A 24,004-nucleotide genomic window follows, 5' to 3' on the forward strand; every position below is an offset into this window, starting at 1 on the left:
CGGCAGGCACCACAGCGCCACCGGCAGGCACCACAGCGCCACCGGCAGGCACCACAGCGCCACCGGCAGGCACCACAGCGCCACCGGCAGGCACCGCAGCGCCGCCGGTGGGGACCGGCGGGCCGGTCGGGCGGCCCGCCGCGGGCACCGGGACGGCGCCGTGCCGCAGCGTGTCCGCGTCGTCCGGGCGGGCGCCCCGACCGCGGGCCGCGTCCTGTCCCGGGCGTGACGCCGGGTGCGGCGGTGCGGCGACCACGGTGCCGGGTTCCGGCCAGGTGACCGGGCCCGCGCGGAACGGCAGCACGCACCGCAGCTGCGCCGCAGACCGCCGGTGACCGGACGCCGGTTCCTCGGGCCCGGAGACGTAGGCGGCCCGGAACCGCACCAGCTCGTCGGTGCCCGCGGACAGGTACGCCGCCCCCGGAGTCGGTGGCAGCAGGTGCGCGTCCGGCACGCCGAGCACGGCGCGGGACTCGGCGGCGGAGAACGTGCGCAGGGCGATCCGGTACGACAGGTGCGACTCGAGACCGCGCAGCCGTCCCTCCTCGAGACGCTGCGAGGCGAGGAGCAGGTGGATGCCGAGCGACCGGCCGAGCCGGCCGACCGTGACCATGAGGTCGATCATCTCCGGTCGCCGGGCGAGCAGCTCGGCGAACTCGTCGACCACGACCAGCAGCGAGGGCAGCGGCTCCGGCACGGTCCCGGCCTGCCGGGCGGCCTCGTACTCGGCCACCGACACCAGGTTCCCCGCCGCGCGCAGCAGCTCCTGCCGCCGGGTGATCTCACCGGCGAGCGCGTCGGCCATCCGGTCGACCAGCGTCAGCTCCTCGGCCAGGTTCGTGATCACCGCGGAGACGTGCGGGAGCCCGGCGAGGCCGAGGAACGTCGCACCGCCCTTGAAGTCGACGAGGACCAGGTTGAGCTCGTCCGCGGCGTGCGTGGCGACCAGTCCGATGACGAGGCTGCGCAAGAGTTCCGACTTCCCCGAGCCCGTTGCGCCGATGCAGAGCCCGTGCGGGCCCGCCCCGCCGTGTGCCGATTCCTTGAGGTCGAGCAGCACCGGCTGCCCGGCCGGGTCGGTGCCGAGCGGGACCCGCAGCCGTTCGGCGGGCCCCCGGCGCCGGCGGGCCGCCGCGATCGCGGCCCGGTCGACGGTGTCGAGCCCGAGCAGCGCGGGCAGCTCGGTCCGGCGGGTGTCCGGCGCGGGGAGCACGTCGCTGCCGGTCTCCCCGTCGGGGCGGTAGCGGGCCAGTCGCCGGGCGAACGCCAGCGCCTCGGCGGGGGTGACGGCGTCCGGGGTGCCGACGGTCGCACCGCCCGGGCCGCCCCGCCGCAGCGTGCGTCCCGTGTCCGTGCCCGCGCCCACCGCGAGACGCAGCACCGACGCCGCCGGTCTGCGCCGCCCGGCCGGGCCGAGCCGCAGCACGGTCACCCCGGGCAGCCCGGCCCACGCGCCGGGGGTGTTGGCGGCGCCGTCGTGCACGACCAGCAGGTGCCGGGACGCGGACGACGGCTCGTCGACCCACCACCGGCGCACCCGGTCCACGTCGTCGGTGATCATCCGGACCGGTCCGACGGCGTCGCGGCCGCTCGGGTGCTCGACGTGCGGCAGCCACTTCACCCAGTCCCAGCGGACCGCGGCGGCACCGGGTGCGACGACGGCGATCCGGGCGTCGTCCGGACCGTGCCAGAGCGCGTACTGGACGACGAGCGCCCGCGCCAGGTCGAGCACCGGGCCGGCCCGCTCCGGCGAGCCACCGCCGGGGTCGGGCTCGAGCCAGAGCGTGGCGGCCGCCCGGACGTCCACCGCCACCGGCAGGTCGTCCACCGTGGAGTGGCGCCGGAGGAAGCGGCGCAGCGCGAGCGCGGTGAGCGGTTCGAGGGTCTCCAGCGGGCCGGTCTCCGGGGCGGCGAGCCGGGTCGCGAGCCGCTGGGTGCCGCACCCCGCGCGCAGCCGGCCGAAGTCGTCGTCGCCCGGGCGGCGTTCCCACAGCCGGCCGACGGCGAGCACGTCCGGCCACGCTCCCGGGTCGGGGTGCACGGTCTCGAGCGCCAGCCGCTGCGCGGCCGCGATCCCGCAGGCCCGGCGGCCGACGACGTCGAGGTAGCGCAGGTAGTCGCGGCGGTCCTCGTCCATCGTCGCGGTGCGGGCGCCGGCGCCCCGCCCGCCGCCGGCGACCAGCATGACGAGCGCGGAGAGCGCGAACATCCCGCCGAACAGCCACGAGCCCGGCTGGTCCCGCCCCACCACGACGAACAGTAGCGATCCCACGATCATCACCAGCGGCAGCAGCCGCCCGGCGAGGCCACCGGGGACCGGGCGTTCCGGCTCGGGCGGCGGCTCCAGCACGAGCTCCCCGCCGGGCATCTCCGGCACCGAGCGGCGCGGGCGCCGCACCCCGACCGTTCCCGCCACCACGGACCTCCCCGGTGCTCACCGGTTCTGCCGAACGCCCACGGCGACGGCCGGGACCGGCGAATACTCGCAGCCGCTCCGGGGTCGCCGGGGCCGTTCGCGCCAAGTCCGGGAGCCGCTCGTGACCAGCGTCCTGCCGTCCCCGTCGCACCCCCAGCCCACCCGGCCCGGCCCCGAACCGGTCGCCGGTCGCTGGGTGCGGGTCGGCGTGCTCACCCCGCGCGGGCGGGCCGACGTGGCGCTCCCGGCGGAGGTCCCGCTCGCCGAGCTGGCACCGATGGTGCGCGAGCTGGTGGGCCGGTCCGGGCCGACCGGCGTGCCCCGGGCCTGGCGGTTCAGCGGTCCGGGCGGTGGACCGCTCCCTCCGGACCGCACCCTCGACGAGCTGCAGGTGCACGACGGCGAGCTGCTCCACCTCGGTCCGGCGCAGCCCGCCCCGCAGGCGCCGGTGCTCGACGACGCGGCGGAGGCCGTCGCACACGCGGTCCGCGAGGCGGGTGAGCAGGCCGGGCCGGCCGGGTGGGCGGGCCCGGCGGCCGCGGTGCTGGGCACCGTCGCCGCCTGCGCCGTGCTGGCCACCGTGCTCGGGACGGACGGCACGGCCTGGCTGGACGCGCCGGCCGGACCGCACGGGGCAGCCGCGCCGCTGCGGCTCGCCGCCGCGGCGACCGCCGCCGTGGCCGCCCTCGCGGCCCTGCTCGTGACCCGCCGGTGTGCCGCGACGACCCGACCCGCGGACGCGCGGACCGCCACCGGGGCGGCGCTGTGCGCGGTACCCGCGGCGGCCACCGCCGGACTGCTCGCGCTGCCCCCACCGCCGGGGGCGGGCACCGTGCTGCTCGCCGCGGCCGCGGCGGCGACCGCCGCGGCCACCGGGCAGGCGTTGTGCCGCAGTGTGTCCCCCGTGCTGCTCGCGATCGCGGTGGCGGGCACCGGGACGGCGCTCGCGGCACTGGCGCGGCTGCTGCTCGACGCACCGGCCGGCGCGGTCGCCGCGGGGCTGACCGCACCGGCGCTCGCGGCCGGGCCGCTGCTGCCCCGGCTCGTCCTGCGACTGGCCGGGGTGCCGGCACCGGACGTGCCGGCCGACGCCCGCGGGCTCCCGGCGGCCGAGCAGGGCCTGCCCGGTGACGTGCTCACCGGGCGGGCGCGGCTCGCCCGCGGGCTGCACGCGGGGATGCTCGCCGGCACCGCGGTCCCGGCCGCCGGTGGCGCGGCGGTGGCCGCGGTGACCGGCGGGTGGACGGGTGTCGTGCTGCTCGCGGTGACCGCGGCGGTGCTCCTGCTGCGGGCCCGCGCCGTCGCCGAGCCGGCCGCCGCCCGGGTGCCGGCGGGTACGGCGGTGGTCGCGGTGGCCGCCGCCGCGGTCCCGGCCGCGCTCGCCCACGGGCCGGTGGAGCGGATCGGGGTGGCCGCGGGTCTGCTGCTGGCGGTGGCGGCCGGAGCCGCCGTCGCCCGGGCCGACCCCTCGCCGCCGACCCGGCGGGCGCTCGACGTCGTGGAGCTGATCCTGACCGCCGCGGCGATCCCGGCCGCACTCGCCGCCATGGGCCTGTTCACGCTGGTCCGCGGGCTGTGATCCGGACCGTGCGCTGCGCGCGCCGGGTGGCGGTCGCCGCCGCCGTGGCGGGGCTCGCGATGATCATTCCGGCGCTGCCCGGCGACGCCGGCCGCCCGGCAGTTCCGGCAGTGGGCGCGGCGTCGGCAGTCGGCGCGGCGAGCACGGCCGCCGCGACACCGACGCCCCGCCGTCGGGCCGACGCGCGGTCGAACCCGGCCGCGCCGGGGGCGTCCGTGGAGTCCCGGGCCCCCGGCCTCCCGGCGACGGGCCGGGGCACCGGGCCGCCCGCTGCGTATCGCGGCGGTGTACGCGGGGGATCCGGCCTGCCCGGCGGACTCCGATCACCGGGAGCCGATCCGGACCCGCCCGGACCCGCCGACGGGCTCCGCAGGACCCGGCCCTGCAGCCCGCCCGGCCCGGCCGGGCCGGGTGCGGTGGCCGCCACGGCGCCCCGCCCCGCGGCCGAGCTCGCCACCGGCGCGCACCGGCTGGTCGCGGTGATCGACACCGGGGTCGCGCCGGTCCCGCGGCTCGCGGGCCGGCTGCGCGGTGGCGGGGACTATCTCACCGGTGGCGACGGCCTCGAGGACTGCGACGGCCACGGCACCGACGTCGCGCTCCTGCTCGCCGGCGCCGCGGACCCCGGCACCGGCAGCGGCGCCGGGATGGCACCGGGGGCCGGGTTGGTGTCGCTGCGCCAGTCGTCGTCGCGGTTCACCGTCCGTGACGACGACGGCGCCGAACGCCCGGCCGGCGAGATCCGGACCCTCGCCGCGGCGATCGACCGGGCCGTCGCGCTCGGCGCCTCCGTGATCAACGTGTCCGAGGTGGTGTGCGTCCCCACCGGCCGGCTCGACGACACCGGCGCGGCGCTGCGCGACGCCGTCTCCGCCGCCCGCCGGGCGGACGTGCTCGTCGTGGCCGCGGCCGGGAACCTCGACCCGTCCGGGACCTGCACCGGCGACCCGGACCTGCGGCCGCTGCCCGCGCTGTACGACGGTGTCCTCGCCGTCGGTGCGGTCGACGGCGCGGACCGGGCGGCGCCGTTCTCGGTCCCCGGGGCGTGGGTGGACCTGGCCGCCCCCGGCGTCGACCTGCCGGCCCCGACCGGCCCGGACGGTGCCGTCGTCAGCGGGACGTCCTACGCCGCACCGCTGGTGGCCGGGACCGCGGCCCTGCTGCGCGAGCGGTTCCCGATGCTGACCGCGGGTCAGGTCGCGGACCGGCTCCGGGCCACCGCGCGCCGACCGGCGGCGGGACGCGACGACCGGGTCGGCCACGGCGTGCTGGATCCGGTCGCGGCGCTCACCGCGGAGCCGTTGCTCCTCGTCCCCGGCCCCGGCCCGCGGAGCGCGGGTGGGGTCGCCGCGGGTCCGCGGACCGGGTCCGGGGACCCCGCGCCGCGGCGGGCCACGCTCCCGGTCACGACACCCCCCACACCGGGCCTGCCCACCGTCGTCGCGGTGGGGGCGGTCGCCGCCGCGACCGGCCTGCTCACGGCCGTCCTCGCCGGGCTGCGCCGCCGCGACCGGTGATGCCGTCACAGTGACGCGAACGGACGGTGGCCGGTCACCGCTCATCCGGGAACGTCCGCGACCTCCCGGGCCGCGGCGACGTCGAGCACCCCGGCCCGCGGCAGCAGCCGCACGATCTCGGCCGGGGCGGTGCCCGGCGGGCCGATCCCGAGCGCCGCGCCGGTCGCGTCGTCGGCGACCCCGTACACCGCGCCGGACGCGGCCAGCAGCAGGCGCGTCCCTCCCTCGTCGTCCGCGGCCGCGGGTGGCACCGTGCGCAGCGGCCCGGGACCGGACGGCGGCAGCACCACCTCGTCGAGTCCGGGCCCGGGACCGTCGGCACCGGCCAGCGCCACCGGGACGGCGCCGCCCGCCACCGGGAGCCGCTCGGCGACGACGACCCCACCCCGCCCGTCGCGCCAGGTCCGGCACAGCACCGGGCCGGTCGCACCCGGGTCGACCCGGGCGGCGGGCCACGCCTCGGCGCCCGGGACGGTGCGAGCGGGCGCCGCCGCGACCCGGCCCTGCGAGAGGGTCGCCGGCCGCCCCTGCCCGGTCCGGGCCAGCACGGCGTCGGCCAGGGTGACCGGCACCGGCGCCAGCCCACCGTCGACGACCAGGTAGTACGCGGCGGGCGCGCCGAGCGGCTGGTTGACCACGACGTCACCGGAGCGCCCGAGACCCGGTGCGTCCCCCGGCCCGGGCGCCGGCAGCCGCAGCGGCGCCCCTTCCGGGACGGCGGACAGGAGCCCGTCGCCGACCCGCCGGGCCCGCGTCCCGAGCAGGCCCAGCCCGGACCGGACGTGGGGGTCGTCCGGGTCGAGGCGGTGCCGGCGGCCGTCGTGCACCAGGTAGGTCGCCCCACCCACGGTGGTCAGCAGCAGAACGGGACCGGGATCCTCCGCCACCACCCCGAGGGAGCCGGCCAGCACGGTCGCGGCTCCGGGGCCCGCCCCGGGAATCACCGTGTCGCACACCGCCCAGGCCCCCGGGACCGCGGCACCGTCCAGCGCCACACCCACCGCACCCGGCACGGCCGCGGGCGGCGTCCGCGGCGCCGCGGCGAGGTCCCGGTCGGGCACCGCGACCGGGACGGCGGTCGCGCCGTCGGCCCGGCCGAGCGCGGCCAGCACCAGCCGTCCGGCGACCGGGTCCGCGACCGGGACCAGCCGCGGCGGGTCCGCGGCGACGGCGTAGAGCACCCCGGACCGGTCGCCCCGCACCAGCGCCCGGCTCCGCCAGTCGGCCGCCGGGTCGACGGCCGCCAGCAGCGCGGCGACCCCGAGCGCGAGCAGCCCGACGAGCACCCCGGCGACGACCGCGCGCCGCTGTGCCCGGATCTGCTCGTGCAGCGGGATCGGGTCGGCCCGCACCAGCGCGGCCTCCATCCGGCGCAGGCCGAAGCGGTAGGCGTCGACCTGGTCACGGGTGGCCGGGGCGCGCTGCGCACGCGGGAGGGCGGGGTCGGGGCGCACCGCCCGGACGGTAGGTCCGCGCGCCCGCGGACGGCGGCGAACAGGTCACCCTGCGTAGAACCACCCCCCTGTCCGGTCGGTCCGGCTTCATTGCCAGCGCAGTGTTGTTGCCCATAATGTGCTGCTGCGTGATCGCGCTGCGGAACACCGTCGTCCCGTTGCTCGCCGTCGTCGCCGTCGTGACGGTCGGCTGCGCGGCGCCGACCCCGGCCCCCGGAGAGCCCACCCCGGCCGGGGACGGAACCGAGCTGACCCTCGCCGACGGCTACGAGCCCGACGACCTCAACCCGTTGCTCGGCTACGGCGCGGAGGGGGCGAGCAAGTTCTACGACGGCCTCTACGCCCGCGACGGCGAGCGGAACCTGCAGCCCGCACTGGCGGCCGCGGAGGCGACCCCGTCCCCGGACCAGCGGACCTGGACGGTCCCGCTGCGCCGCGGCGTCACGTTCCATGACGGCTCCACGCTCGGCCCGGAGGACGTCGTCGCCACCTATCGGGCGGTGCTCGACCCGGACCGGGCGGCCACGATCCGCTCGACCGTCCCGATGCTCACCGCGGTCGAGCCGGTCGGCACCGACGCCGTCCGGTTCGAACTGGCCCACCCGTACGGCTCGTTCCCGGCCCGACTGACCTCGGGGATCCTGCCGTCGGAGGTGCTCGAGGGCGGCGGACCGGTGTCGGACCTGCCGGTGAACACCCGCGCCGTCGGGACCGGCCCCTACTCGCTCGAGGAGTGGCGCCGCGGCGACACGATGATCATGAAGGCGAACGAGCGGTACTGGGGTGGCGCGCCCGCGGTGAAACGGGTGACCGTCGTGTTCGCCACCGACGACAACACCCGTGCCCAGCGCGTCGCGGCCGGTGAGTTCGACGGCACCGTACTGCCGCCCGCCCTCGCGAAGGCGGTCGCCGAGCAGAGCGGGATGGAGCTGCGTGAGCACGCCAGTGCGGACTACCGCACGATCTCCCTGCCGTTCGCCGATCCGGTTGCGGCCGACCCGGCGATCCGCGCAGCGCTCAACCGAGCCGTGAACCGGCAGGGCATGGTCGACGCGCTGCTCGCCGGGCAGGGACAGCCCGCCTTCCACCCGATCCCCGGCGTACTGCCCGACCAGGTCGAGCCGGCCGCCGAGTTCACCTACGACCCGGCCGAGGCCGCACGCATCCTGGACGAGGCCGGGTGGGTCCCGGGCCCGGACGGCGTCCGAGCCCGCGACGGGCGGACCGCGAGCTTCACGCTGATGTACCCGGCCACCGACACCATCCGCCGCGACCTCGCGCAAGCCTTCGCCTCCGACGCCCGCGCGGCCGGGATCGACGTGCGGCTGGAGGGGCTCGGCTGGGAGGCCATCGAGCCGCGGATGGGCCGCGACGCGCTGGTGCTCGGTGGCGGCGACCCGTTCGACCCGGGCTTCAAGTCCTGGCAGTTGCTGCACTCGTCGAACGCCGCTGACGGGTTCAACAATCCCGGCTCCTACGCGAACCCGCAGGTCGACGCCGCCCTCGACGCCGCGTTGCGGGCCCCGGACGAGGCGAGCCGCACCGAGCAGATCCGGGCCTTCCAGCGCGCCTACGCCGCCGACCCCGGGATGGTCTTCCTGGTCTTCGTCGGTCACAGCTACGTCGCACAGGACCGCTGGGACGGCTACGTGCCCGTCGTGGAGCCGCACACCCACGGCGTCACCTGGGGGCCGTGGTGGAACCTCGAGGACTGGACGCCGAAGCCGTGACCGCACCCGCGCTCCCCGACCGCCGGCGCGGCCGCGCGCTCGCCCGGCTCGTCGGGCTGCGGGTCCTGGTCGGCGTCCCGACGGTGCTCCTGGTCGCCGTGGCGGTGTTCCTGCTGGCCGCGGCGTCGCCGTTCCGCCCGGTGTACCAGTACTTCGGTGTCGGGATCTTCTCGGCGAGCGACGAGGACATCGCCGCTGCCGAACGGGCGCTCGGCCTCGACGGAGGGGTGTTCGACCAGCTCGGCCGGTGGCTCGCCGGGCTGCTCACCGGCGACCTCGGGCAGAGCCTGTCGATGCGTCAGCCGGTGACCCAGGTGATCGTCGAGCGACTCCCGTGGACGCTGCTGCTCGCCGGCCTGGCCCTGCTGGTCTCGCTGGTGCTGGCACTGACCGCCGGGACCGTCGCGGCCTGGCGGCAGGGCGGCTGGTTCGACCGGGTCGTCACCACCGTCGGGCACACGCTGGAGGGGCTGCCGCCGTTCGTGCTGGCGCTCGGGGCGATCGCGGTGTTCGCCGTCGCCTGGCCGGTGCTCCCGGTCGCCGGGCTCACCGACGCCGGCGCGGCACCGACGTTCGCACAGGTGGGCAGGCACGTCGCGCTGCCCGCCGTGGTGCTGGGGGTCTCCCAGACGCCGTGGCTGGTACTGCACGTGCGCGCGTCGTTGATCTCCGCACTGGACGACGACCACGTCGCCGGGGCCCGGGCCCGCGGGCTTCCCGAGACGGTGGTGGTGCTCCGGCACGCGCTGCCGACGGCGCTGCTGCCGTTCGTCACCGTGCTCGGCAACCGGCTGCCGGAGTTGGTCACCGGGGCGGTGCTGGTGGAGACGGTCTTCTCCTGGCCGGGCATCGCCGCGGCCGTGGTGTCCGCTGCGCTCGCGGTGGACTTCCCGCTGCTCGCGGCCCTGACCCTGCTCTCGGCGATCGCGGTGCTGGCCGGGTCGCTGGTCGCCGACATGACCGTGCTGCTGCTCGATCCCCGGGTGGATGCCGATGTCTGATTCTGCTCTGCTCACCGGTACGCACCACCGCCGCGACCCGGGCCCGTGGCGCCCGGCCGGGCGTCCCCGCCCCGGCTCGCCGCGCGGGCGGCGCACCTCCGGGCGGGCCCGGCTGCTCGCCGGCGCGTCCGGCCTGGTCGTGCTGGTCCTGGCGGCGGTGCTGGTGCCCCGGCTCGGTGGTCTGGACGAGGGGGCCGTCGACTACACCGCGATCCGCCTCCCGCCCTCGGCCGCGCATCCGTTCGGCACCGACTCGGTGGGACGTGACGTGCTGCTGCGCTCGTTCGCCGGGCTGTGGGTGTCCCTGCAGGTCGCCGCGGCCTGCGCGGTTCTCTCCACGGTGATCGGCACCCTGTTCGGTGCGCTGTCCGGGCTGCTCGGCGGCTGGTACGACCGGCTGCTCATGCGGGTGGTGGACGCCGTCAACGCCGTCCCGCACCTGCTGCTCGGCATCGTGATCGTGGCCCTCTACCGGGGCAGCGTCCTCGCGGTGATCGCCTCGATCGGCCTCACCCACTGGACGACGGTGGCGCGTGTCGTGCGCGCCGAGATCCTCTCGCTGCGCGGGCGGCCGTTCGTCGACGCCGCGATCTCCGGGGGTGCGTCCCGGATGCGGGTGCTGCGCCGGCACCTGCTGCCGGCGGTGGTGCCGCAGGCCGTGCTGTCGGCGGTGCTGATCCTGCCGCACGCGGTGTGGCACGAGACGGCGCTGAGCTTCCTCGGACTCGGCCTGCCCCCGCACCTGGCGAGCCTGGGCACGATCCTCGGCGAGGGGAGACAGGCGGTGCTGCTCGGGTCGTGGTGGATCGTGGTGTTCCCGTCGCTGTTGCTCGCGGCGACGACGCTCTGCGTCGCCGGGGTCGGGGCGTGGTGGCGCGACCGGACGCTGCCCCGCCGTCGTTCGGAGCAGGCCCTGTGACCGGGCGGGACGGCGGCGCCGGAATCGGCACCGGTGCGCACCCGCCGGTCGGCGGCGGCCCCGCCCCGGTGCTGTCGATCCGCGGTCTCGACGTCGCGTTCCGGGTCGGCCGCGGACCCCGGGCCCGGACCGTGCGTGCGGTCACCGGCGCCGACCTGGACCTGCCGCCCGGGCGGCTGACCGCCCTGGTCGGTGAGTCCGGCTGCGGCAAGTCGGTGCTCACCGAGGCCCTGACCGGGCTGCTCCCGGGCACCGCGGCGGTGCGCGGGTCGGCCGTGCTGGCGCCGCCGGTGCGTTCCGCGGAACGCGATCCGGCGCCGATCGAGCTGATCGGCGCCCCGGAGCCCGTGCTGCGCGACCACGTCCGCGGGCGGCTGATCGGCCTCGTCCCGCAGTCGGCCGCCACCCACCTCACCCCGACCCGCACGGTCGGTGCCCAGCTGCGGGAGACGATCGCCCGGCTCGGCACGGCCACCACCGCGGCCGAACTCCTGGACCGGGCCGCGCTGACCACGCACGTGCAGGACCTGTACCCGCACGAGCTCTCCGGCGGTCAGGCCCAGCGGGCCGGGCTGGCGTGCGCGCTGGCCGGGGACCCGCCGGTGCTGCTGGCCGACGAACCGACCGCGGGGCTGGACCGGCCACTGGTCGAGCACGTCACGGCGCTGCTGGCCGAGCTGGCCGGCGAGGGCCACGCCGTCCTGCTGATCACCCACGACCTGCGGGCCGTGCGGGAGGTCGCGGACGACGTCGCCGTCATGTACGCGTCCCGGCTGGTGGAGACCGGACCCGCCGCCTGCGTCTTCGCCGATCCGTGGCACCCCTACACCGCGGGCCTGTTCGGGGCGCTGCCGGATGCCGGGTTCACCCCGGTGCCGGGGCACCCGCCAGAGCTCTCCGCGCTGCCCGACGGCTGCCCGTTCGCCCCGCGCTGTGCGGTCCCGGAGTCGTGCTCCGGCGATCCCACGCCGGTGCGCCACGGCGAGCGCACGGTGTCCTGCCACGTCCCCCGGCGGCGGCGATGAGCCTGCGCGCGGAACACGTGACCGCCGGCTGGCGGCCGGGGCACGCCGTCGTCGACGGCGTCGACCTGACCGTCGAACCCGGCAGGGTGACCGGGCTGGCCGGGCCGTCGGGCTGCGGGAAGTCGACCCTGACCCGGGTGCTGGCGCTGCTGCACGCCCCGTGGTCCGGAACCGTGACGGTCGACGGCGAGCCGGTGCGCCGGTTCCGGTTCGGTGCCCCCGCGGCACTGCGCCGCCGGATCGGGGTGGTGTTCCAGTCGCCCCGCGCCGCCGCCGACCCCCGCCTCTCCCTGGAGCGGATCGTCGCCGAACCGCTGCTGGCGGCCGGCACACCGTCCTCCGTGGTCGGCGAGCGGGTGGACGAGGTCGCCGCGCTCGTCGGGCTCACCTCCGAGCTACGGTCCCGGCGCCCGCACGAGGTGTCCGACGGCCAGCTGCAGCGCGCCTGCCTGGCCCGCGCGCTGGCCCCGCGACCCGACTACCTGCTGTGTGACGAGATGACCGCGATGCTCGACGCCTCCACCACGGCGGCGCTGGTGTCCGTGGTGTCCGCCGAGGTGTCCGGCCGCGGTCTGGGGGTCCTGGCCGTCTCCCACGACGAGCCGCTGCTCGTCGCGTGGGCCGGCGAGGTCGTGCGGCCGTGGGTCACCCGGTGACGCCGATGTCCTCGTTCCACAGCTCGGGCCGCTCGGCGATGAACGTGCTCATCAGCTCGATGCAGCGCTCGTCGTCGAGCACGGTCACCCGGACCCCGTGCTCGACGAGCCAGTCGTGGCCGCCGTGGAAGGTCCGTGCCTCACCGACGATGACCGCGCCGATCCCGAACTGGCGGACCAGCCCGGAGCAGTACCAGCACGGCGAGAGCGTGGTGACCATGGTCGTGTCCCGGTAGTCCCGCTGCCGGCCGGCGTCGCGGAAGGCCGCGGTCTCGCCGTGGGCCGACGGGTCGTCGTCCTGGACCCGGCGGTTGTACCCGCGGCCCAGCACCGCGCCGTCCGGGCCGATGAGCGCGGCGCCGATCGGAATGCCCCCCGACGCCAGCCCGGCCCGGGCCTGTTCCACCGCCACGTCCAGCCACCGCGGATCCATGCGGAGAACATAGCCGGGCACTCCGTGGTTCCACGTGTGCCCCGCACCGCAGCAGCGGTCCAGACTGGACGTGTGCGGACGAGCTGGAACGTGGCCCTGCAGGTCGGTGCGCTGGTGGCCGCCGTGGCGTTGCGCGCCACCGCCCCCGGCTGGTTCCTGCTCATCGCGATCATGACGATCGCCGGGCCGCTGCTCGCACTGGTACCGACGGTGCTCGCGCTGGTGGTGCTGCGCCGCCGGGTGCTGCCCGCGGGCCTGGCCGCACCGTTCGTGGCCTGTGCCGGGTTCCTGGTGCTCGCCGGGGCGGCCATGCCGGACTTCGACGACGTCCGCGACCACGCACCGGTCCTGGTGCTGCTCGGGTACGGCGAGGCACCGGTGCCCGAGGCGCTGTACGGGCTCGGGCTGCTCGGCGTGCTCGGCTGGCTCGTGGCGCTGCTGTGGCTGGTGATCGCCCTCGTCGTGAACCGCCGCACCACCCGTCCGGCCGGGCCGCCGCACCCGGCCTGGTTCCGCAGGCCGGACGCCGGCTGACCGCGGCCGGCGCTCAGCTCGCGCCGGGGACGCGGATCCGGCGGGTCTGCTCGGCGCGGGCGGCCAGCTCGTCGTCGGGCGGGTAGTCCACGCCGGCCAGCGACAGCCCGTGCGGCGGAGCGACCGTCACCTCCGAGGCCCGCGCGGTCCGGCTGAGCAGCCCCGCCGGCCACTCGACCGCCCGGTGCCCGCGGCCCACCTCGAGCAGCGCGCCGACCAGGCTGCGGACCATCGAGTGGCAGAACGCGTCGGCCGAGACCGCGGCGACCAGCACGTCCGGTTCGACCGCCGCCGGCGCCCACTCGAGCTGCTGCAGCGCCCGCACGGTGGTGGCGCCCTCGCGGCGCTTGCAGAAGGCGGCGAAGTCGTGCTCGCCGAGCATCAGCCGCGACGCCGCGTTCATCCGGTCGACGTCGAGCGGGTACGGCCACGCCACGGTCTCCCGGGCGCGCAGCGGCTCGGCCCCGAACGGAGCACCGGTGACCCGGTAGCGGTAGTGCCGGCGCAGCGCGGAGAACCGGGCGTCGAAGGCATCGGGGACCCGGGTCACGGCCCGCACGCGCACGTCCGTGGGCAGGAACCGGTTCAGTCGCCGCAGCAGCCCGTCGATCTGCGGCTCGAGCGTCTCCGCGAGATCGACGTGCGCGACCTGCCCGGCCGCGTGCACGCCGGCGTCGGTCCGTCCCGCGACGGTCAGCCGCACCGGCGTGCGCAGCACCGTCGCGCACGCGTCGGTGAGCACGCCCTGCACGGTGCGCCGGGTCGGCTGGGTGGCCCAGCCGGAGAAGTCGGTGCCGTCGTAGGCGATGTCGAGCCGGACGCGCACGGTCGTCCCGGAACCGCCGGACCCTGAACCGCCCGACTCGGAAATACAGCCGGAACCGGAAATACAGCCGGGCCCGCCGTCCGAGGGGACGGCGGGCCCGGTGGTGTGGTGCGCCTGGCTCAGGAGTCGGACTCCTGCTGGGACGCCGGCTTCGCGAAGCCCGCGGCCTCGGCGGCCTCCTCGGAGGCGAACCAGACCTCGGCCACGGTCCGGTCGTAGTGCGACGTACCGGGCACGTGGTAGAGCTTCGAGTCCTCGTTGCCCTTGATCTCGAAGCCCTCCGGGGCCTGGGCCGGGTCCTCCAGCGGGGCGTGGCTGCCCTCGCCGTAGGGGGCCCCACCGGCGGTCTCCTCCGTGGCGGTCGCCTCGGCGGTGACCTCCTCGGTGGCGGTCGCCTCGGCGGCGGTGTCCTCGGAAGCGGTGTCCTCGGACGCGGCCTCCTCCGCCGGGGCGGTGGCGGCCTGCGAGGCGGCGGCACGGCGGGCGCGGTTGGCCTCGTCGGTCACCGTCTTCTGCTGCACCAGCTCGATGACCGCCATCGGGGCGTTGTCGCCCTTGCGCGGCATCGTCTTGGTGATGCGGGTGTAGCCACCGTTGCGGTCCGAGAAGAACGGACCGATCTCGGTGACCAGGCGGTGCACGACCGACTTGTCGCGGATCACCTTCATGATCTCGCGACGGTTGTGCAGGTCACCGGCCTTGGCCTTGGTGATCAGCCGCTCCGCGTACGGACGCAGCCGCCGGGCCTTGGCCTCGGTGGTCGTGATCCGGCCGTGCTCGAACAGCGAGGTCGCCAGGTTGGCCAGGATCAGCCGCTGGTGCGCGGGTGACCCGCCGAGGCGGGTCCCCTTGGTGGGCTGGGGCATGGCTACAACTGCTCCGTTTCTGCGTAGTCCTGACCGTCGTCACCGAACGGGCCGGGGTCGAACCCGCCCTCACCGTCGGCGCCGTACTCGGCCGCCGCCGCCGACGGGTCGAACCCGGGCGGGCTGTCCTTGAGGGCCAGGCCGAGACCGACGAGCTTCATCTTGACCTCGTCGATCGACTTGGCGCCGAAGTTACGGATGTCGAGCAGGTCCGCCTCGCTCCGGCCGACGAGCTCGCCGACCGTGTGGATGCCCTCACGCTTGAGGCAGTTGTAGGACCGGACGGTCAGGTCCAGCTCCTCGATCGGCATCGCGAACGCCGCGATGGTGTCCGCCTCCTGCGGGGAGGGGCCGATCTCGATGCCCTCGGCGTCCACGTTCAGCTCACGGGCCAGGCCGAACAGTTCGACCAGGGTCTTGCCGGCCGAGGCCAGCGCGTCCCGCGGGGTGATGGACGGCTTCGACTCGACGTCGAGGATGAGCTTGTCGAAGTCGGTGCGCTGCTCGACTCGCGTGGCCTCGACCTTGTAGGTCACCTTCAGCACCGGCGAGTAGATCGAGTCGACCGGGATCCGGCCGATCTCGGCACCGGTGGCCTTGTTCTGCATCGCCGGGACGTACCCACGACCCCGCTCGACGACGAGCTCGACCTCGAGCCGGCCCTTGTCGTTCAGCGAGGCGATGTGCAGGTCCGGGTTGTGCACGGTGACGCCGGCCGGCGGCACGATGTCGCCGGCGGTGACCGCTCCCGGGCCCTGCTTGCGCAGGTACATCGTCACCGGCTCGTCCTCCTCGGAGCTCACGACGAGCTCCTTGAGGTTCAGGATGATGTCGGTGACGTCCTCCTTGACCCCCGGCACGGTGGTGAACTCGTGCAGGACGCCGTCGATCCGGATGGAGGTGACGGCGGCACCGGGGATGGACGACAGCAGCGTCCGGCGCAGGGAGTTGCCGAGGGTGTAACCGAAGCCCGGCTCCAGCGGCTCGATGACGAACCGCGACCGGGTCTCGGTGACGACGTCCTCGGTGAGGGTGGGTCGCTGAGAGATCAGCATGGTGTGTGCCTCCTATGCACCTGCGGCAACCGCTATTTGAAGCCGCAGCTGGGACCCGCCGCCCCTCCCTGCGGGGCGGCGGGGGTGCCGAGCTACTTGGAGTAGAACTCGACGATGAGCTGCTCGGTGACCTGCGTGTCGATCTGAGCGCGCTCGGGCAGCTGGTGGACCAGGATGCGCAGCGTCGACGGGACGACCTGCAGCCACGCCGGGATCGGGCGGTCGCCCTGGGTCTCCTTGGCGATGACGAACGGGTCCATGTTCCGCGACTTGTCCCGCACGTCGATGATGTCGTACTGGCCGACCTTGAAGCTGGGGATGTCGACCTTGCGGCCGTTGACCAGGAAGTGGCCGTGGTTCACCAGCTGGCGGGCCATCCGCCGGGTGCGGGCCAGGCCCGCGCGGTACACGACGTTGTCGAGCCGGGACTCGAGGATCTGCAGCAACTCGTCGCCGGTCTTGCCCTCCCGGCGGTGCGCCTCCTCGAAGTAGGCGCGCAGCTGCTTCTCCTGCAGGCCGTAGGCGAAGCGGGCCTTCTGCTTCTCCTGCAGCTGCAGCAGGTACTCGGTCTCCTTGATCCGGATCCGGCCGTGCTGGCCGGGCGGGTACGGACGACGCTCGAACGCCTGGTCGCCGCCGACGAGGTCGGTCTTCAGTCGGCGCGACTTGCGGGTCATGGGGCCGGTGTAGCGAGCCATGGTTGTACTCCCCTTCCCCTCAGACCCGGCGCCGCTTGGGCGGACGGCAGCCGTTGTGCGGCTGCGGGGTGACGTCGTTGATGGTCCCGACCTCGAGGCCGGCGGCCTGGAGCGAGCGGATCGCCGTCTCGCGGCCCGAGCCCGGGCCCTTCACGAAGACGTCGCACTTCTTCATGCCGTGCTCCATGGCCTTGCGGGCCGCGTTCTCGGCGGCCAGCTGGGCGGCGAACGGCGTCGACTTCCGCGAGCCCTTCAGGCCGACGTGCCCGGACGAGGCCCAGGCGATGACGGCACCGGTCGGGTCGGTGATCGAGACGATCGTGTTGTTGAACGTGCTCTTGATGTGGGCGTGCCCATGAGCGACGTTCTTCTTCTCCCTGCGGCGGACCTTCTTGGGTCCGGCGCCCTGGCGAGTGCGGGGCGGCATTACTTCCTACCTGCCTTCTTCTTACCGGCGACGGTCTTCTTCGGTCCCTTGCGGCCGCGCGCGTTGGTCTTCGTGCGCTGGCCACGGACCGGGAGCCCCCGCCGGTGACGGATGCCCTGGTACGAGCCGATCTCGATCTTGCGGCGGATGTCCGCCTGGATCTCACGGCGCAGGTCACCCTCGACCTGCAGGTGCTCCTCGATGTAGTCGCGGAGCTTGGTCACGTCCTCGTCGGTCAGGTCCTTCGCCCGCAGGTCGGGGCTGAGAGCCGTGCCCTCGAGGATCTCCTTCGACCGGGCCCGTCCGACCCCGAAGATGTAGGTGAGCGCGATCTCCATCCGCTTCTCGCGGGGGAGGTCGACGCCGGCAACACGTGCCATGCGGCGTGTTCTCCTTGTTCTCGTCCAGGTCTGCCCGGTGTCCGCCCCGTTCCGCCGCTGGGAAGAACGGGCCCCGGCCTGGTTCCGGGGGTGCCACCGGGCCCTCGTGGCCCGGCAGGTGCACCGGGGGCTGCTGCGTGCGCGATCAGAGGATCGCGACGAGTACTGCTCTGCTCAGCCCTGACGCTGCTTGTGGCGCAGGTTCGAGCAGATCACGATGATCCGGCCGTGGCGGCGGATCACCTGGCACTTGTCGCAGATCTTCTTGACGCTCGGCTTGACCTTCACGTCGTCTGCCTCTGTCTGTTGTTCTTGTGGGGCGCGCGACCGACCGAAGTACGAGTCGCAGTCACTTGTAGCGGTAGACGATGCGGCCGCGGCTCAGGTCGTAGGGCGACAGCTCGACGACCACCCGGTCCTCCGGGAGGATCCGGATGTAGTGCTGGCGCATCTTCCCGCTGATGTGCGCGAGGACCCGGTGGCCGTTCTCCAGCTCCACCCGGAACATCGCGTTCGGCAGGGGTTCGACGACCCGGCCCTCGACCTCGATCGCCCCGTCCTTCTTGGCCATGTCCTCCGCTATCCGTGACAGGTGTCGGTTGCTCCGCCACACCTGCCGGACGGCCGGGGGCGGGACGGCGCGCACGGACGGGCCCGGAACCTGATGCCTGAGCACACTTGCTTGAGCACGACTGCCTGAGCACGACTGCTCGAGCACCACGGAACCGGTGCCACAGAGCGCACCGATGGTCCAGTGTACGGAGGCCCGACGGACGGGCCGCACGCGGGGGTGACACGCGTGATAACGACGCGGCGGGCGCCGCCCACTCTCGGAGCAGGCCGGTTGCACGGGCCCCCGGGCGGGGTGGTCGCATGGTCGGCGTGACCGACGGTACCGAACCCACCGGCGCGGCGACCAGTACCCGGATGCCCCGGGCGCTGCGCCCGTTCCGGCACCGCGACTACCGGCTGCTGGTGGCCTCGATGGCCGCCTCGCTGTTCGCATCCGGGGTCTGGCTGCTGGCCATCGTCTGGCAGGTGATCGCGCTCGGCGGGGGTCCGACGGCGCTGTCCGCGGTGAGCGCGTCGGCCTCGGCGGGACTACTGGTGAGCGTGCTGATCGGCGGTGTGGCCGCGGACCGGCTGCCGCGGCGCACCGTCCTGATCACGGTGGAGGTGGTCCGGATCGTGGCGGCGTCCGCGGCGACCGCCCTGGCCCTGAGCGGGCTGCTGACGGTCTGGCACCTGGCCGCGCTGGCGTTCGTCATCGGCTCGGCCGAGGCCTTCTACTTCCCGGCCTACTCCGCGCTGCTGCCCACGCTGCTCCCGGCCGGGGAACTGCTGGCCGCCAACGGGGTCGAGCAGACGCTGCGCCCGGTCGCCATGCAGGCCGCCGGCCCGGCGCTGGCCGGCGTGCTCGTCGGCGCGTTCGTGCCGGGCGCGGGCCTGCTGGCGGCCACCGCCGGGTACGCGCTGGCACTGCTGCCGCTGCTGTGGATCCGGATCGCACCGCCCACGGGGACCGTCACCGACGAGGCGGAGGAGACCCGCCGCTCGGTGCTGGCCGACCTGCGGGAGGGGTTCGCCTACCTGGTCCGGACCGGCTGGCTGTTCGCGAGCCTCGCGTTCGCCCTGCTCTACGTCCTGCTGATCATCGGGCCGATCGAGGTGCTGCTGCCGTTCGCGGTGCGCGACCGGGCGGACGGCGGCCCGGCCGGCTACGCCGTCGTCCTGGCCGCCTACGGCGTCGGCGGGGCGCTCGGCTCGATCGCGGTCGCGTCGCGCCGGCTCCCCCGCCGCTACCTGTCGACCATGCTGGTGCTGTGGGGGGCCGGTGCGCTCCCGCTGATGGTGCTCGGGCTCACCACGCGGATCTGGCTGATGGCCGCCGCGGCGTTCCTGGTCGGCGCGACCGGGGCCGGCGCGATGGTCATCTGGGGCACGCTGCTGCAGCGCCGGGTGCCCGCCCACCTGCTCGGGCGCGTGTCCAGCCTGGACTTCTTCGTCTCGCTGGCCCTGATGCCGGTGTCGATGGCGCTGGCCGGGCCGGTGGGCGACGCCGTCGGGATCCCCACGACGTTCGTCGTCGCCGGCGCGTTGCCGGTGGTGCTGGCGGTCGCCGCGATCGCGCTGTGGCGCCTGCACCGCGACGAGGTCGCGCACCCGCTCACGACGTGACCGGCCGGGCCAGGTCGTGCTCCTCCTTGACCGCCCGCAGGTGCGCCCAGGCCTCCACGGTGCGCACACCGGGTAGCGCCCGCAGCCGCTCGAGCGCCTCGAACGCCGCTCCCGGAGTACCGGCCCGGATCGTGCCGATGCCGTTGCACCAGCCCATCCCGGTGGCGAAGCTGTCCACCTCGTCGAGCTCCACGACCTCCCGGGCGAGCGGTTCGACCGCACCGCGCACGGTGACCGCGAAGCCCACCGTGTGCACGGGCCCCACCGGGTGCAGCCGCACCAGCGCACCCACGTGCACCGCCCCGGCCTCGAGCAACCGCAGCACCCGGGCCCGGGTGGCCCCGGGGGACAGCCCGCTGACCCCGGCCAGGTCGGCGAACGACGCCCGGCCGTCGACCCGCAGCCGTTCCAGCAGCGCCCGGTCGGCGCCGTCCACCTCGAACCCGTCGAGCGCGCCCGGGCCCGGCAACGGCCCGGGCGGGAAGTACGGGTCCTTCCAGATCTGCCGGTAGGTCATGACCTGCACGCTGCGCGTGCCGGCCACAGCCTGGACCCGGGCCAGGCCGGCGGCGAAGGCGTCCTGGTCGGCGCTGCGCAGCTCCGCGGTCAGCGCGAACCGCCCGGCCGTGGTGGTGACGAACGAGGTCTCCGGCAGCGCGGCCACCGCGTCCGCGACCGGCGCCGCCGGGCCGTCCGCCTCCACGATCACGTGCCCGAGCTGGCGCAGCCCCAGCACGCTCGGGTGGATCGCGCCGATCACCGCCACGCCCGCCTCGTCGAGCAACCGCCGCACCCGGGCCTGCGTGCTGGACCGCGACAGCCCGACCAGCCGGGCCAGCGACTCGTAGGACGCGCGACCGTCCCGCTGCAGCGCACCGACCAGCTGTTCGTCCACGTCGTCCAGGTCCACCGGTGTCCTTCCGCCCTCGGGGCCGCGTCACGGTAGCGCAGCGTGCACCTCACCGAACCGACCCACGACACCTCTCCACATTCGCAGCATCTCAGATGATTCGTCGGTATTATTCGGCAGTTGCCGACGAATCCTCTCTTGTGGGCGTCGATTGCCGGATGTAACGTCCGCTCGCATCGCGGGGCGGCGACGGAGCCCGCCCCGACGGTCGACCGGAGGTGGGACGTGGTCCTGCGCAGTGCACCGTCCGCGTCGCCCGGCCCGGGCGGCGACCGCACGTTCTTCGGGCATCCCCGCGCTCTCGGTGGCCTGTTCTTCACCGAGGCCTGGGAGCGCTTCTCCTACTACGGCATGCGCGCGCTGCTGCTGTACTACATGTACGACCAGGTCGCGAACGGCGGCCTGGGCATCCCGGCGGACACCGCCAAGTCGCTGGTCGCCGCGTACGGCTCGGTCACGTTCATGTCCGCCGTCCTCGGCGGCTGGCTCAGCGACCGGTTCCTCGGCGACCGCCGCGCGACGCTGTACGGCGGCACGCTCATCATGGCCGGGCACGTCTGCCTGGCGCTCCCGGCGGGCGTCACCGCGCTGTTCGCCTCGATGGTGCTGATCGCGGTCGGCACCGGGCTGCTCAAACCGAGCGTCTCCTCCTCGGTCGGCGACCTCTACGGCCGCGACGACCCGCGGCGCGACGCCGGCTTCAGCATCTACTACATGGGCATCAGCGTCGGGGCGGTGGCCGCGCCGCTGGTCGTGGGGACGCTCGGCCAGAGCTACGACTACCACCTCGGATTCGGCGTGGCCGCGGTCGGGATGGCGCTGGGGCTGGTCGTGTACCTGCGGACCGGCAGGCACCTGAGCAGCGCGAGCAACGGGCCGAAGAACCCGCTGGTGCTGCGGGAGGTCCCGCGACGACGGCTGCTCATCGCCGCTGCCGCGGCGGCGGTCGTGGTCGTCGCGCTGGGCACCGCGGCGGGCACCGGGACGCTCGGTGTCGGCGGCGTCGTGAACCTGATCAGCGTGCTGGCCGTCGCGCTGCCGGTCGCCTACTTCACGGTGATGCTGCGCAGCCCGCGCACCGGCCCCGCGGAGCGCACCCGGCTGCGCGGCTACATCCCGTTGTTCGCCGCGGCCGTCGTGTTCTGGGTGATCCAGGAGCAGGGCGCGACCGTGATCGCCCAGTACGCCCAGCAGAGCACCGACCTGGACGCGTTCGGGTTCGCGATCCCGCCCACCTGGTTCCAGTCGGTCGGCTCGTTCGTCCTGATCGTGCTGACCCCGCTGTTCGCGATGCTGTGGCTGCGCCTCGACCGCAGGCCCCGGCCGCCGTCGACCGCGGCCAAGTTCAGCGTGGCGCTGGCCGTGGCGGGCTGCTCGTTCCTGCTGCTCGTGTTCCCCGGCACGGCCGCCGGCCCCAGCAACCCGCTGTGGCTCGTCGGCAGCCTCGCCCTGGTCACCGTCGGGGAGATGTGCCTGTCCCCGATCGGCCTGGCGGCGACCACGCGGCTGGCCCCGGCCGCGTTCGCCACCCAGACGATGGGGCTCTGGCTCACCGCGGGCGCCGCGGGTCAGGGGATCGGCGCCCAGCTGGTGAAGCTCTACGACCCGGCCACGACGGCCGTCTACTTCGGAGCCGTCGGCGGCGCCGCGGTCGTGCTGGCCGCCGTGCTGCTCGCCGCCGCCCCGCTCATCCGCCGCCGGACCGACGTGCCGGCCGCCGCCCCGACCCCCGAAGGAGTCTCATGACCCGCACCGTGTTCCGCAACGGGACGCTGTTCGACGCGCGCGCCCGCACCACCGGCCGCGCCGACGTCGCCGTCCAGGACGGGTGGATCGTCGACGTCGGGTCCGGGCTGGACGGCGACGTCGAGGTCGACTGCGCCGGCCGCGGCGTGCTGCCGGGACTGATCGACGCTCACGTGCACCTGACGATGACCGGCACCGACCTGTTCCGGGCCGCGCAGGAGCCGTTCTCGCTGCAGTTCTACGAGGGCGCCCGCAACATGGCGGCCACGCTGGCCGCCGGGGTCACCACCGTGCGCGACGCGGCGGGTGCGGATCTGGGCATGCGGGTGGCCCAGGAACGCGGGCTCGTCGCCGGGCCGCGGATGCAGGTGTCGCTGAACATGCTCAGCCAGACCGGCGGCCACGGCGACCCCTGGTGGCCCTCGACCTGCGTGATGGACCTGCTGCCGTCGCACCCGGGCCGGCCGCCGGTCGTCGTCGACGGACCGGACGAGGTCCGCCGCACGGTTCGCGAGCTGGTCCGGGCCGGCGCGGACGTGATCAAGGTGGCGACCAGCGGGGGGATCGTCTCCAGTGGGGCCGGGCCGGAGGTGGCGCACTTCCGCGACGACGAGATCGCCATGATGGTCACCGAGGCCGCCGCCGCGGGCCGGTACGTGATGGCCCACGCCAGTGCGGCGGGCGCGAAGGCCGCGGTCCGCAACGGGGTGCGTTCGATCGAGCACGGCCACCAGCTCGACGACGAGACCCTCGCGATGATGGCCGAGCGCGGCATCTGGCTGGTGCCCACCCTGAGCTCGGGCCTCGGGCTGCGCGAGGCGCTCGCGTCCGGCGCGATGAACCTGCCCGACGAGATCGCCGCGAAGATCCGGTTCGGGGCGGACGACACGGTCCGCCGGGCCCGCGAGGCGGGCGTCCCGATCGCGATGGGCACCGACGCCCCGCTGTACCCGCACGGGCGCAACCTCACCGAGCTCGAGCTGCTGGTCGAGCACGGCCTGAGCCCGGGCGAGGCGCTGCACGCCGGCACGCTGTCGGCCGCCGAGCTGATGGGGCTGGGGGCCGAGCTGGGCTCCCTCGAGCCGGGCAAGCGGGCCGACCTGGTGCTCGTCGACGGCGACCCGCTCGACGTGCGCGGGCTCGGGGACCGGGTCCACGCGGTCTACCAGGACGGCCGTGCCGTCCTGCGAGACGGTGCGCCCGTCCCGGCCGGTGTGTGACCGGCCGGGACGGGCGCGGCGCTCACAGCGCCTTGAGCTCGTCCATGACGTGCTCGACGGAGCTCTTGGCGTCGCCGAAGAGCATCGAGGTGTTGTCCTGGAAGAACAACGGGTTGTCGATCCCGGCGAAGCCCGACCCCATCGACCGCTTGAGCACGATCACGTTGCGCGACTCGTCGACGTTGAGGATCGGCATCCCGTGGATCGGGCTCGACGGATCGTTGCGCGCCGCCGGGTTCGTGACGTCGTTCGCCCCGATCACCAACGTCACGTCGGTCCGGGAGAACTCGTCGTTGATGTCGTCCATCTCCTTGAGCGCGTCGTAGGACACATCGGCCTCGGCCAGCAACACGTTCATGTGCCCCGGCATCCGCCCGGCCACCGGATGGATCGCGTACTTCACCGCGACCCCCTTGCTCTCCAGCAACCCGGCC

24 protein-coding genes are annotated in these 24,004 nt (G+C 75.3%); 11 read left to right on the forward strand and 13 right to left on the reverse strand.

Annotation, left to right across the window (positions count from 1 at the left end):
• A partial coding sequence (eccCa, locus tag BM093_RS21835; RefSeq protein ID WP_245773698.1) for a type VII secretion protein EccCa occupies positions 1-2,416 on the reverse strand: 2,416 nt, incomplete at its 3' end.
• A 121-nt stretch (positions 2,417-2,537) separates the two neighbouring features.
• On the opposite strand from eccCa, the gene eccD reads away from it, so the two are divergent.
• Positions 2,538-3,995: a type VII secretion integral membrane protein EccD gene (gene eccD, locus BM093_RS21840; RefSeq protein ID WP_177238626.1), complete on the forward strand. Its 1,458-nt coding sequence runs from the start codon at positions 2,538-2,540 to the stop codon at positions 3,993-3,995.
• 416 nt (positions 3,996-4,411) lie between these two features.
• On the forward strand, positions 4,412-5,512 hold the full coding sequence (gene mycP, locus BM093_RS21845) for a type VII secretion-associated serine protease mycosin (RefSeq protein ID WP_177238627.1): 1,101 nt from the start codon (positions 4,412-4,414) through the stop codon (positions 5,510-5,512).
• Between the two features lie 41 nt (positions 5,513-5,553).
• Here the strand turns inward: mycP and eccB are convergent, their stop codons facing one another.
• Positions 5,554-6,966 (reverse strand): type VII secretion protein EccB, encoded by a 1,413-nt coding sequence (gene eccB, locus BM093_RS21850; RefSeq protein ID WP_093347990.1) that lies wholly within the window; start codon positions 6,964-6,966, stop codon positions 5,554-5,556.
• 128 nt (positions 6,967-7,094) lie between these two features.
• Between eccB and BM093_RS21855 the strand changes: the two genes are divergently transcribed.
• From BM093_RS21855 to BM093_RS21875, 5 genes are read left to right on the forward strand one after another with little or no spacing between them, the layout of a single operon-like run.
• Entirely contained in the window at positions 7,095-8,696 is a 1,602-nt protein-coding gene (locus tag BM093_RS21855) for an ABC transporter substrate-binding protein (protein WP_093347995.1), read from the forward strand.
• Positions 8,693-9,697: an ABC transporter permease gene (locus tag BM093_RS21860; protein ID WP_093347999.1), complete on the forward strand. Its 1,005-nt coding sequence runs from the start codon at positions 8,693-8,695 to the stop codon at positions 9,695-9,697. Before BM093_RS21855 ends, BM093_RS21860 begins: the two co-directional genes overlap by 4 nt.
• Positions 9,690-10,616, forward strand: a complete 927-nt coding sequence (locus BM093_RS21865) for an ABC transporter permease (protein WP_093348106.1) — start codon at positions 9,690-9,692, stop codon at positions 10,614-10,616. Before BM093_RS21860 ends, BM093_RS21865 begins: the two co-directional genes overlap by 8 nt.
• Complete coding sequence (locus BM093_RS21870) at positions 10,613-11,641, forward strand: ABC transporter ATP-binding protein (RefSeq protein WP_245773699.1); 1,029 nt, start codon at positions 10,613-10,615, stop codon at positions 11,639-11,641. Before BM093_RS21865 ends, BM093_RS21870 begins: the two co-directional genes overlap by 4 nt.
• Positions 11,638-12,297, forward strand: coding sequence for an ABC transporter ATP-binding protein (locus BM093_RS21875; protein ID WP_093348003.1), 660 nt, complete (start codon positions 11,638-11,640; stop codon positions 12,295-12,297). Before BM093_RS21870 ends, BM093_RS21875 begins: the two co-directional genes overlap by 4 nt.
• Here the strand turns inward: BM093_RS21875 and BM093_RS21880 are convergent.
• On the reverse strand, positions 12,287-12,730 hold the full coding sequence (locus BM093_RS21880) for a nucleoside deaminase (protein WP_093348007.1): 444 nt from the start codon (positions 12,728-12,730) through the stop codon (positions 12,287-12,289). The two genes, BM093_RS21875 and BM093_RS21880, sit on opposite strands and share 11 nt — an antisense overlap.
• Before the next feature lie 72 nt (positions 12,731-12,802).
• Between BM093_RS21880 and BM093_RS21885 the strand changes: the two genes are divergently transcribed.
• Positions 12,803-13,264, forward strand: coding sequence for a hypothetical protein (locus tag BM093_RS21885; protein ID WP_143105476.1), 462 nt, complete (start codon positions 12,803-12,805; stop codon positions 13,262-13,264).
• A gap of 13 nt (positions 13,265-13,277) precedes the next feature.
• Here BM093_RS21885 and truA read toward each other — a convergent pair whose 3' ends face one another.
• From truA to infA, 8 genes are all read right to left on the reverse strand, one after another.
• Positions 13,278-14,090, reverse strand: coding sequence for a tRNA pseudouridine(38-40) synthase TruA (gene truA / locus BM093_RS21890; RefSeq protein ID WP_177238628.1), 813 nt, complete (start codon positions 14,088-14,090; stop codon positions 13,278-13,280).
• A 119-nt stretch (positions 14,091-14,209) separates the two neighbouring features.
• Positions 14,210-14,956, reverse strand: coding sequence for a 50S ribosomal protein L17, sunset domain variant (gene rplQ, locus BM093_RS21895; protein WP_093348021.1), 747 nt, complete (start codon positions 14,954-14,956; stop codon positions 14,210-14,212).
• A gap of 2 nt (positions 14,957-14,958) precedes the next feature.
• Positions 14,959-16,011: a DNA-directed RNA polymerase subunit alpha gene (locus BM093_RS21900; RefSeq protein WP_093348025.1), complete on the reverse strand. Its 1,053-nt coding sequence runs from the start codon at positions 16,009-16,011 to the stop codon at positions 14,959-14,961.
• A gap of 92 nt (positions 16,012-16,103) precedes the next feature.
• On the reverse strand, positions 16,104-16,709 hold the full coding sequence (gene rpsD / locus BM093_RS21905; protein WP_093348031.1) for a 30S ribosomal protein S4: 606 nt from the start codon (positions 16,707-16,709) through the stop codon (positions 16,104-16,106).
• A gap of 19 nt (positions 16,710-16,728) precedes the next feature.
• A complete protein-coding gene (rpsK, locus tag BM093_RS21910; protein ID WP_093348035.1) occupies positions 16,729-17,136 on the reverse strand; it encodes a 30S ribosomal protein S11 in 408 nt (135 codons plus the stop codon).
• Positions 17,136-17,516, reverse strand: a complete 381-nt coding sequence (gene rpsM / locus BM093_RS21915; protein ID WP_093348039.1) for a 30S ribosomal protein S13 — start codon at positions 17,514-17,516, stop codon at positions 17,136-17,138. The genes rpsK and rpsM overlap by 1 nt, the downstream gene beginning before the upstream one ends.
• A gap of 174 nt (positions 17,517-17,690) precedes the next feature.
• Complete coding sequence (rpmJ, locus tag BM093_RS21920) at positions 17,691-17,804, reverse strand: 50S ribosomal protein L36 (protein WP_020622917.1); 114 nt, start codon at positions 17,802-17,804, stop codon at positions 17,691-17,693.
• Between the two features lie 61 nt (positions 17,805-17,865).
• Positions 17,866-18,087 carry a translation initiation factor IF-1 gene (infA, locus tag BM093_RS21925; protein WP_010228514.1) on the reverse strand — a complete coding sequence of 74 codons (222 nt, stop codon included), beginning with the start codon at positions 18,085-18,087 and terminating at the stop codon, positions 17,866-17,868.
• Between the two features lie 356 nt (positions 18,088-18,443).
• Between infA and BM093_RS21930 the strand changes: the two genes are divergently transcribed.
• Positions 18,444-19,694 (forward strand): MFS transporter, encoded by a 1,251-nt coding sequence (locus BM093_RS21930; protein WP_425439188.1) that lies wholly within the window; start codon positions 18,444-18,446, stop codon positions 19,692-19,694.
• On the opposite strand, the gene BM093_RS21935 is transcribed toward BM093_RS21930, so the two are convergent.
• A complete protein-coding gene (locus BM093_RS21935) occupies positions 19,684-20,604 on the reverse strand; it encodes an Lrp/AsnC family transcriptional regulator (protein ID WP_093348048.1) in 921 nt (306 codons plus the stop codon). The two genes, BM093_RS21930 and BM093_RS21935, sit on opposite strands and share 11 nt — an antisense overlap.
• Before the next feature lie 225 nt (positions 20,605-20,829).
• Between BM093_RS21935 and BM093_RS21940 the strand changes: the two genes are divergently transcribed.
• Both BM093_RS21940 and BM093_RS21945 read left to right on the forward strand, forming a co-directional pair.
• Positions 20,830-22,350 carry a peptide MFS transporter gene (locus BM093_RS21940; protein WP_245773701.1) on the forward strand — a complete coding sequence of 507 codons (1,521 nt, stop codon included), beginning with the start codon at positions 20,830-20,832 and terminating at the stop codon, positions 22,348-22,350.
• Entirely contained in the window at positions 22,347-23,570 is a 1,224-nt protein-coding gene (locus BM093_RS21945) for a metal-dependent hydrolase family protein (protein WP_093348052.1), read from the forward strand. The genes BM093_RS21940 and BM093_RS21945 overlap by 4 nt, the downstream gene beginning before the upstream one ends.
• Positions 23,571-23,592: 22 nt before the next feature.
• Here BM093_RS21945 and BM093_RS21950 read toward each other — a convergent pair.
• Positions 23,593-24,004, reverse strand: a 412-nt coding sequence (locus BM093_RS21950) for an NAD(P)(+) transhydrogenase (Re/Si-specific) subunit beta (RefSeq protein ID WP_143105477.1), incomplete at its 5' end; no start/stop codon positions are given.

This window comes from Pseudonocardia ammonioxydans (assembly GCF_900115005.1).
GTDB lineage: Bacteria > Actinomycetota > Actinomycetes > Mycobacteriales > Pseudonocardiaceae > Pseudonocardia > Pseudonocardia ammonioxydans.